We start from the raw sequence: 14,622 nt of genomic DNA, 5'->3' as shown, positions 1-14,622 counted from the left end.
ACAGTAATTCCTTGAACTGGCTGGGCGGCTTGGACGCACGAACGTCCCTGAAACAATAGGGCGCATCGCCATCGCAGTAAATCCTATCTCGCCCAGGTTGTGAGCTAGCTCTTGTTGTTGGGTGGCAATGCGTCCAGCTGCCCGTTCAGTTCCGCCTTGTGCCCGGGTGAGAGGTCGTTCCAGTGCACGTCCAGCAGGGCGCCTTCTATGGCGTAGAGCAGCACCTTGGAGGCGCGGAACCCGCGGGCGCGGACGGCCCGGTAGGCACCCACCGCACCGAGGCGGCGCAGGTCGGAGGCGCTGTGGATGCCCACCGCATGCAGCCACTGTGCCGAGGTCTTGCCGAGGTTCTTCAGGTGTTGCAGTTCGTCGTTCATCCAGCCTCCTTGCGATGGTGGGGCGCGAAGGATCAGTCCCGGTCGATTCGAGCAAGTGTAGCGGCCATCTGATACTGCGTAGCCGGGTGACTGCATCCCTGCCCGGCGCCGATCGCGGCTTGCCCCGGTCTTGCGTTTCCTGCGGCGTCTGTGCCCGGGTATCAGCGTAGACGGCATCCGTGCGGGTGCGACCCGCCGGGGGCCGATCCTCGGTCGGGTAAGGCCCGCAGCGGGTGCGTGGCGCTATTTGTGGGTGTTGTAGCGCAGGCGGGTGCCGAAGTTCACCGACATGAGGATTTCATCGGCCGCCAGTTCGGTGGGGAAGTAGGCGCCGGATATCTGTGCGTGGGCGAGGCTGGCGCCTTCGAGGCTGGCCTCGCGCAGGTCCAGGCCTCGCAAGTCGGAGCCCCGGAAGTAGGCGCCGGTGAAGTCGATGCGTGCGGCGTCAAGGCCTCGCAGGTCGAGGCCGCGGAAATCGCCCGAGGCCATGTCGACCGGGCCTTCCTTGGGTTTCTGTGCGTTGAAGCCGGCCACATCGTCGTTGTGCAGCAGGCGGTAGAGCGGATTGTCGAGCTGGTGGGGTGCGGTCATCGCTACTCATCCGGTGAGAATTCACCGGGAGTATAGAAGCCGCGGCGAGCACTGCTCGCCGCGTTGGGGATGACGCGGCCGATCAGAGGCCGGGCAGGTGCTGGCGAATGCGTTCGACCAGGCTGTCGAGGCTGCTGGCATCGTGGGTGTCGATGCGCTTGCTGTGGGTCTGCTCCTCGGCGGTCAGGGCTTCGCGGCTCGCCTGCTGGGCATGCACCACCTCCAGCGTGGCGTCGGAGGGGTCGCCACCCTGCAGTTTGCGCTGCTCCAGCCAGCCGGCGATGACGGTATCGGGGGCCTGGCAGTCGAGGATGACCACCGGGGTGCCGACCTGTTCGGCGACGTCCTGCGCGGCCTGGCGCTGGACCTGCTTGAGGTAGGCGGCGTCGATCACCACCGGGAAGCCTGCGTGCAGGACGGTTTCCGCCAACTGATGCAGGTGCTGGTAGGTGCGTGCCGTCGCCTCGGCGCTGTAGATGCCGCTATAGAGGTCGTTCTGTCCGTCCTGCTGCTGGCCGAACAGGCGCTTGCGCTCGACATCGGAGCGCAGGCGGATGGCGCCGAGGGCCTCCACCAGGCGCAGGGCGACGTGGCTCTTGCCGACTGCGGAAACGCCGTGGGTGATGGCGAGGAAGCGCGAGGGGATGGCGCTGTAGCTTTCCGCCAGGTTGGCGTAGTTGCGGTACTGGCGCAGGGTGGCGGCCTGCTGCACGGCGTCACTCTGGTGCGCCAGGCTGAACAGGGCGATCTTGGCGCGGACCAGGGCGCGGTAGGCCTTGTAGAAATTCAGTACTTCCAGGCCTTTGTAGTCGCCGGTCTCTTCCAGGTAGCGGCTGATCAGGCGACGGGACAGCGACTTGAGGCCGCGATCCTCGAGGTCCATGGCCAGGAAGCCGATGTCGGCGTAGACGTCGGTGAAGCGGAAGGGCTCGTTGAATTCGATGCAGTCGAACAGCACCACTTCACCGTCGATGAGGGTGGCGTTACCCAGGTGGATGTCACCGTGGCATTCGCGGATCGAACCGTTGTTCTTGCGCTCGGCCAGCAGCGGCAGCAGGCGTTCATAGCTGCTCCGGGCCCAGGCTTCCAGCGCGTCGAGCTGTTGCAGGTCGGCCTTGTTGCTGAGCATCGGGCGGATCTGGTCGAAGTTCTGCTGCACCGGTGCCATGACCATTTCCGGGGTGCCCAGCGGGTGCTCGACGGCGACCTGGGGGGACTGCAGGTGGAACTGGGCGATCTGTACCGCCAGGGCGTCGATATGCGCCGGGGTCAGTTCGCCGCGCGCCTGGACTTCGCTCAGCAGGTTGGCCTGGGGGAACTGCGCCATGCGGATGGCGAACTCGATGGCGGGGCCTTCGCCACCCAGTTGCGGGGCCGCCTCGCTGCCGGTGATGGGCAGGACGTCGAGGTAGAGGTCATGGGTCAGGCGCTGGTTGAGGCGAACCTCTTCACCGCAGAAGCGCTCGCGGGCCTCCAGGCTGGTGAAGTCGAGGAAGCCGAAGTTCACCGGCTTCTTGATCTTGTAGGCATAGGGGCCGGTGAGCAGGACCCACGAAATGTGCGTTTCGATGACCGTGAAGCCTTCCACAGGATGCGGATAAAGGGCAGGGTCTTGCAGGGCGGCAATCAGTGCTTGGCTCACGGTCTTTCCTTGCTGGAGATGCTGGCAGAGCGGGGCATTATGGCCGCTGTGCACCACTCTGCAAACCGTCAGGAGGCGCCTTCTGGCTGTGGACAAAGTGCGTATAATGCGCCGCCATGACCCGTTCCCGATCCCCCCGCTCCCGTAAAAAGCCCCGCTCCAGCGGCCTCCGTACCCTATTTGGCTGGGGCTTGAAGCTCGGCCTCGTGGGGCTGGTGGTGCTGGCGGGATTCGCCATCTACCTGGATGCCATCGTCCAGGAAAAATTCTCCGGCAAGCGCTGGACGGTTCCGGCCAAGGTCTATGCACGGCCGCTGGAATTGTTCGTGGGCCTGAAGCTGGCCAAGGATGACTTCCTCAAGGAGCTCGATGCGCTGGGCTACCGCCGTGAAAGCGCCGCCAATGGCCCGGGGTCGGCGTCCGTTGCGGGCAGCGCCGTGGAGCTCAACACCCGTGGCTTCCAGTTCTACGAAGGCCCCGAGCCTGCACAGCGGATCAAGGTGCGCTTCTCCGGTGACTACGTGGCCGGCCTGACCCAGGCCAACGGTGGCAACCTGGCCGTGGCGCGCCTCGAGCCGTTGCTGATCGGCGGTCTCTACCCCGCCCACCACGAGGACCGTGTGCTGATCAAGCTGGACCAGGTCCCTGCCTACCTGGTGGAGACCCTGGTGGCGGTGGAGGATCGCGAGTTCTTCAATCACTGGGGTGTCTCGCTCAAGTCCATCGCCCGTGCCATCTGGGTCAACGCCACCGCCGGCCAGCTGCGCCAGGGGGGCAGTACCCTGACCCAGCAGTTGGTGAAGAACTTCTACCTGACCAACGAACGCAGCATCAGCCGCAAGGCCACCGAAGCCATGATGGCGGTGCTGCTGGAGCTGCACTACGACAAGCGCGAGATCCTCGAGGCCTACCTCAACGAGGTGTTCCTCGGCCAGGACGGGCAGCGCGCCGTGCATGGCTTCGGGCTCGCCAGCCAGTACTTCTTCAGCCAGCCGCTGTCCGAGCTGAAGCTGCATCAGGTCGCGCTACTGGTGGGTATGGTCAAGGGACCGTCCCAGTACAACCCGCGTCGTAATCCCGAGCGCGCACTGGAGCGCCGCAACCTGGTGCTGGACCTGCTCGCCGAGCAGGGCATCGTCACGCCGGAAGAGGCGGCCGAGGCCAAGGCCAAGCCGCTGGGTGTGACCCAGCGCGGCAGCCTGGCGGACAGCTCGTTCCCTGCTTTCCTCGACCTGGTCAAGCGCCAGCTGCGCCAGGATTACCGCGACGAGGACCTCACCGAAGAGGGGCTGCGCATCTTCACCAGCTTCGACCCGATCCTGCAGCTGAAGGCCGAATCCGCGCTCGACGAGACGCTCAAGCGCCTGGCTGGCCGCAAGGGGGTCGATGAGGTCGAGTCCGCGATGGTGGTGAGCAACCCGGAAACGGGCGAGGTCCAGGCGCTGGTGGGCAGTCGTCAGCCGCGCTTCGCCGGCTTCAACCGCGCGATCGACGCCGTGCGCCCGATCGGTTCGCTGGTCAAGCCTGCGGTGTATCTCACCGCCCTGGAGCGCCCCAGCCAGTACACGCTGACCAGCTGGGTGCAGGACGAGCCCTTCTCGGTGAAGGGGCAGGACGGCCAGGTGTGGACGCCGCAGAACTATGACCGCCAGGCGCACGGCAGCATCTACCTGTATCAGGGGCTCGCCAACTCCTACAACCTGTCGACCGCCAAGCTGGGCCTGGAACTGGGCGTGCCGAACGTGCTCAAAACCCTCGAACGGCTGGGTGTTTCACGCGAGTGGCCGGCCTTCCCGTCGATGCTGCTCGGCGCTGGTGCGCTGAGCCCGATGGAAGTGGCGACCATGTACCAGACTCTGGCCAGCGGTGGATTCAATACGCCCTTGCGCGGGATTCGCAGTGTGCTGACTGCCGAAGGCGAGCCGCTCAAGCGCTATCCCTTCCAGATCCAGCAGCGCTTCGATCCGGGCGCCATCTACCTGGTGCAGAACGCCATGCAGCGGGTCATGCGCGAGGGGACCGGGCGCTCGGTGTATACCCAGCTTCCCAGCTCGCTGAACCTGGCCGGGAAGACCGGGACCACCAACGATTCCCGTGACAGCTGGTTCGCCGGCTTCAGTCAGGATCTGCTGGCTGTCGTATGGCTCGGCCGTGACGACAACGGCAAGACGCCGCTCACCGGCGCCACCGGTGCGTTGCAGGTGTGGACGAGCTTCATGCGCAAGGCCGATCCGCTACCCCTGGACATGCCGATGCCGGATAACGTGGTGCAGGCGTGGATCGATCCGCACAGTGGCCAGGGCTCGGATTCCAGCTGCCCGGGTGCGGTGCAGATGCCGTATATTCGCGGCAGCGAGCCGGCGCCGGGCCAGCCATGTGGAATGGGTGCGCCAGTGGACTCGGTGATGGACTGGGTCCGTGGCTGGATGCAATGAACCAAGAGGATCTGAAGTGAATAAAGGGTGGATTCCTGTCCTGACCGTTGCGGTCATGCTGACCGGCTGTGCGACTCCCCAGCGAAACGCCATTCCGGTGGTCGATTCCGGTGGCCCGATGTCCGAACAGGAAGAGGGCGCTGGCGGCGGATATCGTCCCCCGGTCGCCGCACAGCAGCCGCAGTACGACGCCCAGGATGCTGGCGTGGTGGTGATGGTGCCGGGTGCCAGTGGCAGTTCCGCCCAGGCGATGCCCGCCCCCAGCGCGCCCATCAGTGGCTCGATCAGCACCGGCCCCATCACGCCCGGCCCGATCACTCCGGGGCCTTCGAGCTCCGCACCTCTCTCCACCGGTAGCTACAGCATGCCTTCCGCGCCGAGCGGTATCCCCAGCGGCGGCAGCCTGGCGGCCGACGAGCAACTGGATGGCCCGGTCCTGGCGTTGCTGACCACCGCCCAGCAACAGCAGAGTGGTGGCGATCTCAACGGCGCCTCTTCCAGCCTGGAGCGTGCCCAGCGCATCGCGCCGCGCGAGCCGCAGGTGCTCTATCGTCTTGCCGAGGTACGCCTGGCCCAGGGCGATGCCGCCCAGGCCGAGCAGCTTGCCCGCCGTGGTCTCAGCCTCTCGAATGGCCGCCCCGCATTGCAGGCTGGCCTGTGGGAGCTGGTCGCCAAGTCCCGTGAGCGCCAGGGCGATCCTTCAGGTGCCGCCCAGGCACGCCAGCGGGCCAAGGTCAGTTCCTGATGGATCCGCGCCTTTCCGATGTGGCCGATCAATTGCTGCTGATCGAGCGTGAGTTGCGCGTGCTCGGTTGGTGGGCGGAGGTGCCCCCGAGCGAGGAGGCGCTTTCCAGCCAGGAACCGTTCTGCGTCGATACGCTGGCCTTCGAGCAGTGGCTGCAGTGGATCTTCCTGCCGCGGATGAAACTCATCCTGGAGTCGGGGCATGATCTGCCGCAAGCGTCGGGCATTCGCCCCATGGCCGAGATGGCCTATCGCGAGCGCCCCGTCGAGGTGCGTCCGTTGCTGGATGCGCTGGGTGAGTTCGATCGTCTGATCGGATGAGGTCTGCTGCGGCGTCGGGCGCGCCGCAGCAATCTTCGGTTAGTTACAGTTTTCGTCTATCGCCTTCTTGGCTTCCGCAATCTTGGCCTGCCGCTCTTCCTCGGAGAGGCGACGCATTTGGCCCCCTTCCTCCACTCGCAGGCGCGGGTTGTTCTGCAGCTGCGCGAGGTTGGTTCGCGTGGTGTCGCAGTACTTCTTGCGCTCGGCTTCCTGTTTGGCGACGTCGGCCTTGACCTTCTCGTCGATGGCCTTCTGTTTTTCGTCGCTGCCGGCGTTCGCCGGGGCGGCCGGCTTGGCAGGCTCGGCCTTTTCCTCGGCCTTCGGCTGGACGGGGTAGGGGTTCTCGAAACTGGGTTTCACTTCCTTGGGTTGCGCAGTGCCGGTGCTGATCGACGTGGCGTCCTGGCCCTGCGGCGGCTGGGCACCGAAGTGGGTGACGCCCTGTGCGTCCACCCATTTGTAGACCTGGCTGGCCATGGCGGAACTGCCCAGGGCGAGCAGCAGGCTGCCCGTGAAAATGATGCGACGCATGCTGTTTCCTTGTGATCGATCGTGACCTGGCAATTACTATAACCAAAACCCGCCTATCGTCATCCTGCTGCGTGTCACAGCACCGCGATCGAAGAAACACGCACGGATTGCTTGACTTGTCCTTCTCCAATCCGAAGAATCCACGGTTCGCTGTGTCAGTGGGCCGGCCGCAAGTCGGTAGCTGCCATAGTCGATGAGGTGCATACCCGCGCCGACCTGTTACACCCGCAACGCGTTACCTCGCGCTGGGTGGGAAAGCCCCGCAACAACTCTCAGGGGCCGCCCCGATGCTTGCTCAGTCAGTAGCTGACGTAGTCCGACTACCCGTCGTTCACGTGACTACTTGCAAGCAAACCTATTCAGGCCGTCCGGTCGCGGGCGGTTTACTGGCGTTATAGAGGTGATCAACGTGGAGCTTTTATCTGGCGCTGAAATGGTCGTCCGCTCGTTGCGTGACGAAGGCGTTAAGTACATCTACGGGTACCCGGGTGGTGCCCTCCTGCATATCTACGATGCCCTGTTCAAGGAAAGTGACGTCACCCATATCCTGGTGCGCCACGAGCAGGCTGCTACCCACATGGCCGACGGCTATGCACGCGCCACCGGCAAGCCCGGCGTGGTGTTGGTGACTTCCGGCCCCGGCGCGACCAACGCCATTACCGGCATCGCCACTGCCTACATGGACTCCATCCCCATGGTCGTCCTGTCCGGCCAGGTGCCGAGCGGCATGGTGGGCACCGACGCCTTCCAGGAAACCGACATGGTCGGTATCTCCCGCCCGATCGTGAAGCACAGCTTCATCATCAAGCATCCTTCGGAAATCCCCGAAGTGATCAAGAAGGCCTTCTATCTCGCCCAGTCCGGCCGTCCCGGCCCGGTCGTGGTCGACATCCCGAAGGACATGGGCGATCCGACCCAGAAGTTCGAGTACAGCTACCCGAAGAAGGTCAAGCTGCGTTCCTACAGCCCCGCCGTTCGCGGTCACTCCGGCCAGATCCGCAAGGCGGCCGAGATGCTCCTGGCTGCCAAGCGGCCGATCCTGTACGCCGGTGGCGGCGTGATCATGGGCGGTGCTTCCGAGCCGCTGACCGAACTGGCCAAGATGCTCAACGTGCCGGTAACCAACACGCTGATGGGGCTCGGTGCCTATCCGGGGATGGATCGCCAGTTCGTCGGCATGCTCGGCATGCACGGCAGCTACACGGCCAACCTGGCAATGCACCATGCTGACGTGATCCTGGCTGTCGGTGCGCGTTTCGACGACCGCGTGATCAACGGCGCGAGCAAGTTCTGCCCGAACGCCAAGATCATCCACATCGATATCGACCCGGCGTCGATCTCCAAGACCATCAAGGCCGACATCCCGATCGTGGGCCCGGTGGACAGCGTTCTCACCGAGATGGTCGCCACCCTCAAGGAAATCGGCGAGACCCCGAACAAGGAGACCGTCGCCAGCTGGTGGAAGCAGATCGAGGAATGGCGCGGTGATCGTGGCCTGTTCCCCTATGAAATGGGCGACGGCAGCATCATCAAGCCGCAGACCGTCATCGAGACGCTGTGCGAAGTCACCAAGGGCGATGCTTACGTCGCGTCCGACGTGGGCCAGCACCAGATGTTCGCCGCGCAGTACTACCGTTTCAACAAGCCCAACCGCTGGATCAACTCCGGTGGCCTCGGCACCATGGGCTTCGGCTTCCCTGCTGCGATGGGTGTGAAGCTGAACTTCCCGGATGCCGACGTGGCCTGCGTGACCGGTGAGGGCAGCATCCAGATGAACATCCAGGAGCTGTCGACCTGTTTGCAGTACGACCTGCCGGTGAAGATCGTCAACCTCAACAACGGTGCGCTGGGCATGGTCCGCCAGTGGCAGGACATGCAGTACAACAGCCGCTATTCCCATTCCTACATGGAATCGCTGCCTGACTTCGTCAAGCTGGTAGAAGCCTATGGTCACGTGGGCATGCGCATCACCGACCTCAAGGATCTGAAGCCGAAGATGGAAGAGGCGTTCGCCCTGAAGAACCGCCTGGTGTTCCTCGATATCCAGGTGGATCCGAGCGAGCACGTCTATCCGATGCAGATCCGGGATGGCGCCATGCGCGATATGTGGCTGAGCAAGACGGAGCGGACCTGACCATGCGACACATCATTTCCCTGTTGCTGGAGAACGAACCCGGTGCGCTGTCCCGTGTCGTGGGCCTGTTCTCCCAGCGCAACTACAACATCGAAAGCCTGACCGTCGCGCCGACCGAAGACCCGACCCTGTCGCGTCTGACTTTGACGACCGTGGGCCAGGACGACGTGATCGAGCAGATCACCAAGAACCTCAACAAGCTGATCGAGGTTGTGAAGCTGGTCGACCTGTCGGAGAGCGCGCACATCGAGCGCGAGCTGATGTTGGTGAAGGTGAAGGCCACTGGCGCCCAGCGTGCCGAGGTCAAGCGCACCACCGATATATTCCGTGGGCAGATCGTCGATGTGACCAGTAGCGTTTACACCATCCAGCTGGCCGGTACCTCCGACAAGCTGGACAGCTTCATCCAGGCGATTGGTACCGCGTCGATCCTCGAGACCGTACGCAGTGGCGTTACCGGCATCGCCCGGGGCGACAAGGTGCTGAGCATCTGATTGCTGCCTTATGAGAAACCCCGCCTGGTGCGGGGTTTTTTATTGCCTCGGTTACTGGCGGCGATTCCAGAAGGCTGCGATCAGTGGATCCTTCAGGCGCTTTTCCAGGGCGAACAGGCCGATGTCGTAGGCGGTCAGTGGCGGTTGGATATCGTAGATGCGGATGCGCGCTGTCAGGGGGCTGTTGTCGAGCACGATCTGCGGAACCACGCCGATGCCGAACCCCAGGCTTACCATGCTGACGATGGCCTCGTTGCCGGCCACCTGCGCATAGATCCGTGGCTTGATGCTGTGGCTTTTCAGCCAGCGCTCGGTGCGGGTACGGGCCAGGCCTTCTTCCGAAAGAATCATCGGCACGTCCCTCCAGCTTTGCGCCGTGGGCTGCTTAAGTTGCTCCTCCGTCAGCAATTGAGGGGATTGGGGGCCGATGAAGCGCAGTTCCGAGCGGGTGATCGACTGGAAGTCGACGCCGGCTGGCAGGTTGTCGGGCCGGGCGCCGATGGCGAGGTCCTCCAGCCCCTGTTGCACCCGCTCGACCGCCTTTGCGGGGTCGCCGGTGTGCAGCTTCATTTCGATGCGGGGGTAGTCCTGGCGGAAGCTGCTGAGGATGTCATAGAGGAAGCTGTAGCTTGCCGTTACCGAGCAATAGAGGGAGAGCTCGCCGTGCAGGTCGACCTGATCCTGCATGAAGCGCTGGCGGATGGCTTGCCAGCCGCTGAGGACCTCACTGGCGTATTCGCGGAACTGTTGCCCTTCGCGGGTCAGTTGGACCGAGCGATTGTCGCGAACGAACAGCGGCGCGCCGACCTCGTCTTCGAGTTGCTTGATGCTTCGGCTCAACGCTGAGGGGCTGACGTGCTGCTCGCGGCTGGTCTTGCCGAAGTGCAGGTTGTCTGCCAATGAGAGAAAGAGCCTGAGTGCGTGGCTGTCCATGAGTATTTCGAATATCGGCACATGACGTTGCGAATATATCATTTTACGCAATGGGTAGGATCGCTTAATGTGCCCATGTCGCGGTGCGCGCACCCCATCCCTTTCGTTTTAGAAGAGCCAGGAACATGAAAGTTTATTACGACAAAGACTGTGACCTCTCGATCATCCAGGGCAAGAAAGTAGCCATCATCGGCTACGGCTCCCAGGGTCACGCTCATGCCTGCAACCTGAAGGATTCCGGTGTCGACGTGACCGTCGGCCTGCGTCCGGGCTCCGCCACCGTCGCCAAGGCCCAGGCCCATGGCCTGACCGTGAAGAGCGTGCCGGAAGCCGTTGCCGCCGCTGATCTGGTCATGATTCTGACCCCCGACGAATTCCAGTCCAAGCTGTACAAGGAAGAAGTCGAGCCGAACCTGAAGAAAGGCGCCACCCTGGCCTTCGCCCACGGCTTCGCCATTCACTACAACCAGGTCGTTCCACGTGCCGACCTCGACGTGATCATGATTGCGCCGAAGGCCCCGGGCCACACCGTTCGCTCCGAGTTCGTCAAGGGCGGTGGTATCCCTGACCTGGTCGCCATCTACCAAGATGCTTCCGGCAATGCCAAGAACGTCGCCCTGTCCTACGCCTGCGGCGTAGGCGGCGGCCGCACCGGCATCATCGAAACCACCTTCAAGGACGAGACCGAAACCGACCTGTTCGGTGAGCAAGCCGTTCTCTGCGGCGGTTGCGTCGAGCTGGTGAAGGCCGGTTTCGAAACCCTGGTCGAAGCTGGCTACGCGCCGGAAATGGCCTACTTCGAGTGCCTGCACGAGCTGAAGCTGATCGTTGACCTCATGTACGAAGGCGGTATCGCCAACATGAACTACTCGATCTCCAACAACGCCGAGTACGGCGAATACGTGACCGGCCCGGAAGTCATCAACGCCGAATCCCGTCAGGCCATGCGCAATGCTCTGAAGCGCATCCAGGACGGCGAGTACGCGAAGATGTTCATTCAGGAAGGCGCCTCGAACTACGCGTCGATGACCGCCTACCGTCGCAACAACGCTGCTCACCCGATCGAGCAGGTTGGCGAGCGTCTGCGTGCGATGATGCCGTGGATCTCTGCGAACAAGATCGTCGACAAGACCAAGAACTAAGGTCTTCGACGCTCAAGAAGAAACGCGGCTACGGCCGCGTTTTTTCATGGCGCTCCCGCTTCTGGTATAAAGCCTGATCACCGGGGACGTGACGCGAACCTGCCAGTTGCATCCCGGTCAAATTCATTCGCATACCCCGCAAGGATGTTGTTCATGAGTGACCGTCCCGAAGAGCCTAACGAGGCTTCTGACGCCGAAAGCCTGCTGCCGATCGACGAGCATGTCGAAGAAGGGCACGATGATGAAGGGCGAAAGGTCCGTCATCGCGGCATCTACCTGCTGCCCAATCTGTTCACCACCGCGAACCTGTTCGCTGGTTTCTACGCGATCATCAACGCAATGAACGGCAATTTTTCGGTCGCTGCAGCCACCATTTTCGTCGCCATGGTGCTCGATAGCCTCGATGGCCGTGTCGCGCGTCTGACCAATACCCAGAGCGCCTTCGGTGCCGAATACGATTCGCTTTCCGACATGGTCGCCTTCGGCGTTGCCCCGGCTCTGCTGGCGTTCGAGTGGGCCTTGAGCGGGCTCAACAGCGTAGGCCTGACCGTGGCATTCATCTATGTGGCCGGGGCTGCGCTGCGCCTTGCGCGTTTCAACACCCAGATCGGCAAGGCCGACAAGCGCTATTTCATCGGTCTGGCCAGTCCGGCGGCCGCTGGTGTGGTTGCGGGGACCGTCTGGGCGTTCAGCGACTTCGGCATCAAGGGCTCGAACATGTCCTTCATCGTTGCGCTGCTGGTAGCCGCTGCGGGGATGTTGATGGTCAGCAACGTCAAGTACTACAGCTTCAAGGACCTGGACCTGAAAGGGCGCGTACCCTTCGTCGCTATCCTGGTCGTTGTGCTGGCGTTCGCCGTGGTCTTCAGTGATCCGCCGCGTATCCTGCTGCTGATCTTCCTCGCCTACGCAGCGTCCGGACCGGTGCAATACTTGCTGCAACTGCGTCGCCGCCAACGCGTCGAGTGATGTAATTTCCGCACGGCTCCGCAGTCTACTGGGCAACCTATGTCCTAACTGTGGAGCCGTCATGCTGATCCGAACTCCCGCAGCGTCCTCTTCCCGCGAAGACGAAGTCACCCCTGAAGCCATCTACCTGTCGCGTCGTACCTTCATGACAGGAGCTGGCGCTGCTGCTTTGCTGTCATCCCTGCCCATCAATGCCGCCGACCCATCAGCCTATGCCGATGTGGAACCTGCGGCTGCACCTGCCTGGTTCTCGGGCAAGTTGCAGGATGCGCGCTGGCAAGCCATGACTGCCGGGGGCGAGGCGGTGACGCCGTTCAAGGATGCGACCCACTACAACAACTTCTATGAGTTCGGCACCAACAAGGGTGACCCGGCCCGCTATGCCGACAATCTCAAGGTCGAACCCTGGCAGGTGAAGATCGATGGCGAGGTCGGCAAGCCTGGCACCTACTCGATAGAAGATCTAGTTAAGCCCCATCAGTTGGAGGAGCGTATATACCGGCTGCGTTGTGTGGAGGGGTGGTCGATGGTCATCCCCTGGCTGGGCTTTCCTCTGGCCGAACTGCTGCGGTCCGTGGAGCCGACCGGCAATGCGAAGTTCGTGCGTTTTGAAACACGCTTGGCTCCAGAAGAAATGGCTGGCGTGCGCTCCGGGTTCTCGCTGATCGATTGGCCTTATATGGAAGGGCTGCGCATGGATGAAGCGATGCATCCCCTGACCCTGATAGCCGTGGGCATGTATGGGCGGGTGTTGCCCAACCAGAACGGTGCGCCCTTGCGTCTTGTGGTGCCCTGGAAGTATGGGTTCAAGAGCATCAAGTCCATTGTGCGCATCAGTCTCGTGGCCGATCAGCCCAAAACGACCTGGGAGACCATCGCCCCTAACGAATACGGCTTCTATTCCAACGTGAATCCGGAAGTGGACCATCCCCGCTGGAGCCAGGCGCATGAGCGGCGACTGCCTAGCGGGTTGTTCAGCCCCAATGTGATCCCCACGCGCCTGTTCAATGGCTATGACGAGGTTGCACCTCTGTATAGCGGTCTCGACCTACGGAAGTTCTACTGATGCGTTATCGGTTGTGGCGTGTCGTGGTGTTCCTGTCGGCGATGGTTCCGCCTTCCTTATGGCTTTACCAAGCCTGGATCTTCGATCTGGGGCCTGATCCGGGTAAGGCTCTGGTCGATCGACTTGGGCTGGGAGCGCTTTGGCTGCTACTCATCACGTTGGGTATGACCCCGTTGCAGAAATTTACGGGGTGGGGCGGTTGGATTTCGGTGCGCCGGCAGTTGGGGCTTTGGTGTTTTACCTATGCAGTTTTCCATATCGGTGCCTATGCGGTGTTTCTGCTTGGGCTGGACCTGGGCCAGTTGGCGAAGGATCTGAGCAAGCGCCCCTACATTATTGTTGGTGCACTGACTTTCACGATGTTGCTTGCGCTGGCTGTGACGTCGAACCGCTTCAGCATTCGTCGACTTGGCAAGCGCTGGAAGCAACTGCATCGGCTCATCTATCCGATCCTTGGATTGGCCCTGCTGCATATGCTTTGGGTGGTACGTGCGGACATGGCGGAATGGGCGGGCTATGCAGTCACTGGGGGCATTCTCCTGGCGCTTCGAGTGCCGATGGTTTCGAAGAGGCTTCCGCGCCTGTTTCCAGGCCCTGCAGAAAAGATGACGAAAAGATTTCAATAAAGTGTTGACGTGCCGTTTCGTATCCCTATAATGCGCACCACTTCCACAGCGGAATCCAAGAAAAACCTCTTGTAAATCAATGGGTTGAGTAACTTGAGGGTGGTCAGGCCAAGGCTTGATCGATGCGGTGGAAGGGTGGCGCCAGGTTGGTTTCAGGTGTCGCCGGTTTCGTTCGGATGACTCCGAAAGAAACTGAAAAGGAGGTGTTGACAGCGGGTTGAAACGCTGTAGAATTCGCCTCCCGCTGATGTGAAGCGAAAGATTCACTGAGGCGCAAGTCGTTGAGTAGAAAGAAAAAATTCTTCGAAAAACAGCTTGACAGAAAGAAAGGCTGCTGTAGAATGCGCGGCCTCGGTTGAGACGAAAGGCTTGATCGAAATTGCTCTTTAACAATTTGAATCAAGCAATTCGTGTGGGTGCTTGTGATGTAAGACTGGTAGTCGACTGATTATCAGCAACACAAGTAACACTCGTGAATTCGAGAGTTTATTTGCGATTGCTGAGCCAAGTTTAGGGTTTTCTCAAAACCCAAGCAGTATTGAACTGAAGAGTTTGATCATGGCTCAGATTGAACGCTGGCGGCAGGCCTAACACATGCAAGTCGAGCGGATGAGTGG

At 62.0% G+C, this 14,622-nt stretch carries 14 protein-coding genes and 1 rRNA gene; 10 read left to right on the top strand and 5 right to left on the bottom strand.

Annotated features, from left to right (window positions below):
- Positions 1-104: 104 nt before the first annotated feature.
- The 3 genes from DMX10_RS05340 to DMX10_RS05330 form a co-directional block, all read right to left on the bottom strand.
- Positions 105-377 carry a TfoX/Sxy family protein gene (locus DMX10_RS05340; protein WP_111260119.1) on the bottom strand — a complete coding sequence of 91 codons (273 nt, stop codon included), beginning with the start codon at positions 375-377 and terminating at the stop codon, positions 105-107.
- A gap of 243 nt (positions 378-620) precedes the next feature.
- The gene (locus tag DMX10_RS05335; RefSeq protein WP_111260118.1) at positions 621-968 is read right to left on the bottom strand and encodes a pentapeptide repeat-containing protein; all 348 of its coding nucleotides are present in this window, start codon (positions 966-968) and stop codon (positions 621-623) included.
- Positions 969-1,050: 82 nt separating this feature from the next.
- A complete protein-coding gene (locus tag DMX10_RS05330) occupies positions 1,051-2,610 on the bottom strand; it encodes a bifunctional aminoglycoside phosphotransferase/ATP-binding protein (RefSeq protein WP_111260117.1) in 1,560 nt (519 codons plus the stop codon).
- A gap of 116 nt (positions 2,611-2,726) precedes the next feature.
- Here DMX10_RS05330 and mrcB point away from each other — a divergent pair, with 116 nt between their 5' ends.
- From mrcB to DMX10_RS05315, 3 genes are read left to right on the top strand one after another with little or no spacing between them, the layout of a single operon-like run.
- Entirely contained in the window at positions 2,727-5,045 is a 2,319-nt protein-coding gene (gene mrcB, locus DMX10_RS05325) for a penicillin-binding protein 1B (RefSeq protein WP_111260116.1), read from the top strand.
- Positions 5,046-5,061: 16 nt separating this feature from the next.
- Positions 5,062-5,790, top strand: coding sequence for a tetratricopeptide repeat protein (locus DMX10_RS05320; RefSeq protein ID WP_111260115.1), 729 nt, complete (start codon positions 5,062-5,064; stop codon positions 5,788-5,790).
- Complete coding sequence (locus tag DMX10_RS05315; protein WP_111260114.1) at positions 5,790-6,110, top strand: YqcC family protein; 321 nt, start codon at positions 5,790-5,792, stop codon at positions 6,108-6,110. The genes DMX10_RS05320 and DMX10_RS05315 overlap by 1 nt, the downstream gene beginning before the upstream one ends.
- A 39-nt stretch (positions 6,111-6,149) precedes the next feature.
- Here DMX10_RS05315 and DMX10_RS05310 read toward each other — a convergent pair whose 3' ends face one another.
- Positions 6,150-6,641 (bottom strand): DUF4124 domain-containing protein, encoded by a 492-nt coding sequence (locus DMX10_RS05310; RefSeq protein ID WP_111260113.1) that lies wholly within the window; start codon positions 6,639-6,641, stop codon positions 6,150-6,152.
- A 409-nt stretch (positions 6,642-7,050) separates the two neighbouring features.
- On the opposite strand from DMX10_RS05310, the gene DMX10_RS05305 reads away from it, so the two are divergent.
- Positions 7,051-8,775: an acetolactate synthase 3 large subunit gene (locus DMX10_RS05305; protein WP_111260203.1), complete on the top strand. Its 1,725-nt coding sequence runs from the start codon at positions 7,051-7,053 to the stop codon at positions 8,773-8,775.
- Between the two features lie 2 nt (positions 8,776-8,777).
- Positions 8,778-9,269, top strand: a complete 492-nt coding sequence (gene ilvN / locus DMX10_RS05300; RefSeq protein WP_021219285.1) for an acetolactate synthase small subunit — start codon at positions 8,778-8,780, stop codon at positions 9,267-9,269.
- Between the two features lie 51 nt (positions 9,270-9,320).
- On the opposite strand, the gene ilvY is transcribed toward ilvN, so the two are convergent.
- Positions 9,321-10,202 carry an HTH-type transcriptional activator IlvY gene (ilvY, locus tag DMX10_RS05295; protein WP_111260112.1) on the bottom strand — a complete coding sequence of 294 codons (882 nt, stop codon included), beginning with the start codon at positions 10,200-10,202 and terminating at the stop codon, positions 9,321-9,323.
- A 125-nt stretch (positions 10,203-10,327) separates the two neighbouring features.
- Here ilvY and ilvC point away from each other — a divergent pair, with 125 nt between their 5' ends.
- The 5 genes from ilvC to DMX10_RS05265 form a co-directional block, all read left to right on the top strand.
- Complete coding sequence (ilvC, locus tag DMX10_RS05290) at positions 10,328-11,344, top strand: ketol-acid reductoisomerase (protein ID WP_016494721.1); 1,017 nt, start codon at positions 10,328-10,330, stop codon at positions 11,342-11,344.
- 153 nt (positions 11,345-11,497) lie between these two features.
- Positions 11,498-12,313 carry a CDP-diacylglycerol--serine O-phosphatidyltransferase gene (gene pssA, locus DMX10_RS05285; RefSeq protein WP_111260111.1) on the top strand — a complete coding sequence of 272 codons (816 nt, stop codon included), beginning with the start codon at positions 11,498-11,500 and terminating at the stop codon, positions 12,311-12,313.
- A gap of 61 nt (positions 12,314-12,374) precedes the next feature.
- Entirely contained in the window at positions 12,375-13,379 is a 1,005-nt protein-coding gene (gene msrP, locus DMX10_RS05280) for a protein-methionine-sulfoxide reductase catalytic subunit MsrP (protein ID WP_111260110.1), read from the top strand.
- Entirely contained in the window at positions 13,379-14,005 is a 627-nt protein-coding gene (gene msrQ, locus DMX10_RS05275; RefSeq protein WP_111260109.1) for a protein-methionine-sulfoxide reductase heme-binding subunit MsrQ, read from the top strand. Before msrP ends, msrQ begins: the two co-directional genes overlap by 1 nt.
- Positions 14,006-14,545: 540 nt before the next feature.
- A 16S ribosomal RNA gene (locus tag DMX10_RS05265) occupies positions 14,546-14,622 on the top strand; the annotation flags it as partial.

The sequence above is a fragment of the Pseudomonas sp. 57B-090624 genome, assembly GCF_003234055.1.
Lineage (GTDB): Bacteria > Pseudomonadota > Gammaproteobacteria > Pseudomonadales > Pseudomonadaceae > Metapseudomonas > Metapseudomonas tohonis.
This window is presented reverse-complemented; position numbering and strand designations above follow the sequence as displayed.

Excerpts from the sequence above, each read along its gene's own strand:
- DMX10_RS05340 (WP_111260119.1), bottom strand. The coding sequence starts at position 377 with ATGAACGACGAACTGCAACACCTGAAGAACCTCGGCAAGACCTCGGCA.
- DMX10_RS05335 (WP_111260118.1), bottom strand. The coding sequence starts at position 968 with ATGACCGCACCCCACCAGCTCGACAATCCGCTCTACCGCCTGCTGCAC.
- mrcB (WP_111260116.1), top strand. The coding sequence starts at position 2,727 with ATGACCCGTTCCCGATCCCCCCGCTCCCGTAAAAAGCCCCGCTCCAGC.
- DMX10_RS05315 (WP_111260114.1), top strand. The coding sequence starts at position 5,790 with ATGGATCCGCGCCTTTCCGATGTGGCCGATCAATTGCTGCTGATCGAG.
- DMX10_RS05310 (WP_111260113.1), bottom strand. The coding sequence starts at position 6,641 with ATGCGTCGCATCATTTTCACGGGCAGCCTGCTGCTCGCCCTGGGCAGT.
- ilvN (WP_021219285.1), top strand. The coding sequence starts at position 8,778 with ATGCGACACATCATTTCCCTGTTGCTGGAGAACGAACCCGGTGCGCTG.
- ilvY (WP_111260112.1), bottom strand. The coding sequence starts at position 10,202 with ATGGACAGCCACGCACTCAGGCTCTTTCTCTCATTGGCAGACAACCTG.
- ilvC (WP_016494721.1), top strand. The coding sequence starts at position 10,328 with ATGAAAGTTTATTACGACAAAGACTGTGACCTCTCGATCATCCAGGGC.
- pssA (WP_111260111.1), top strand. The coding sequence starts at position 11,498 with ATGAGTGACCGTCCCGAAGAGCCTAACGAGGCTTCTGACGCCGAAAGC.
- msrP (WP_111260110.1), top strand. The coding sequence starts at position 12,375 with ATGCTGATCCGAACTCCCGCAGCGTCCTCTTCCCGCGAAGACGAAGTC.
- msrQ (WP_111260109.1), top strand. The coding sequence starts at position 13,379 with ATGCGTTATCGGTTGTGGCGTGTCGTGGTGTTCCTGTCGGCGATGGTT.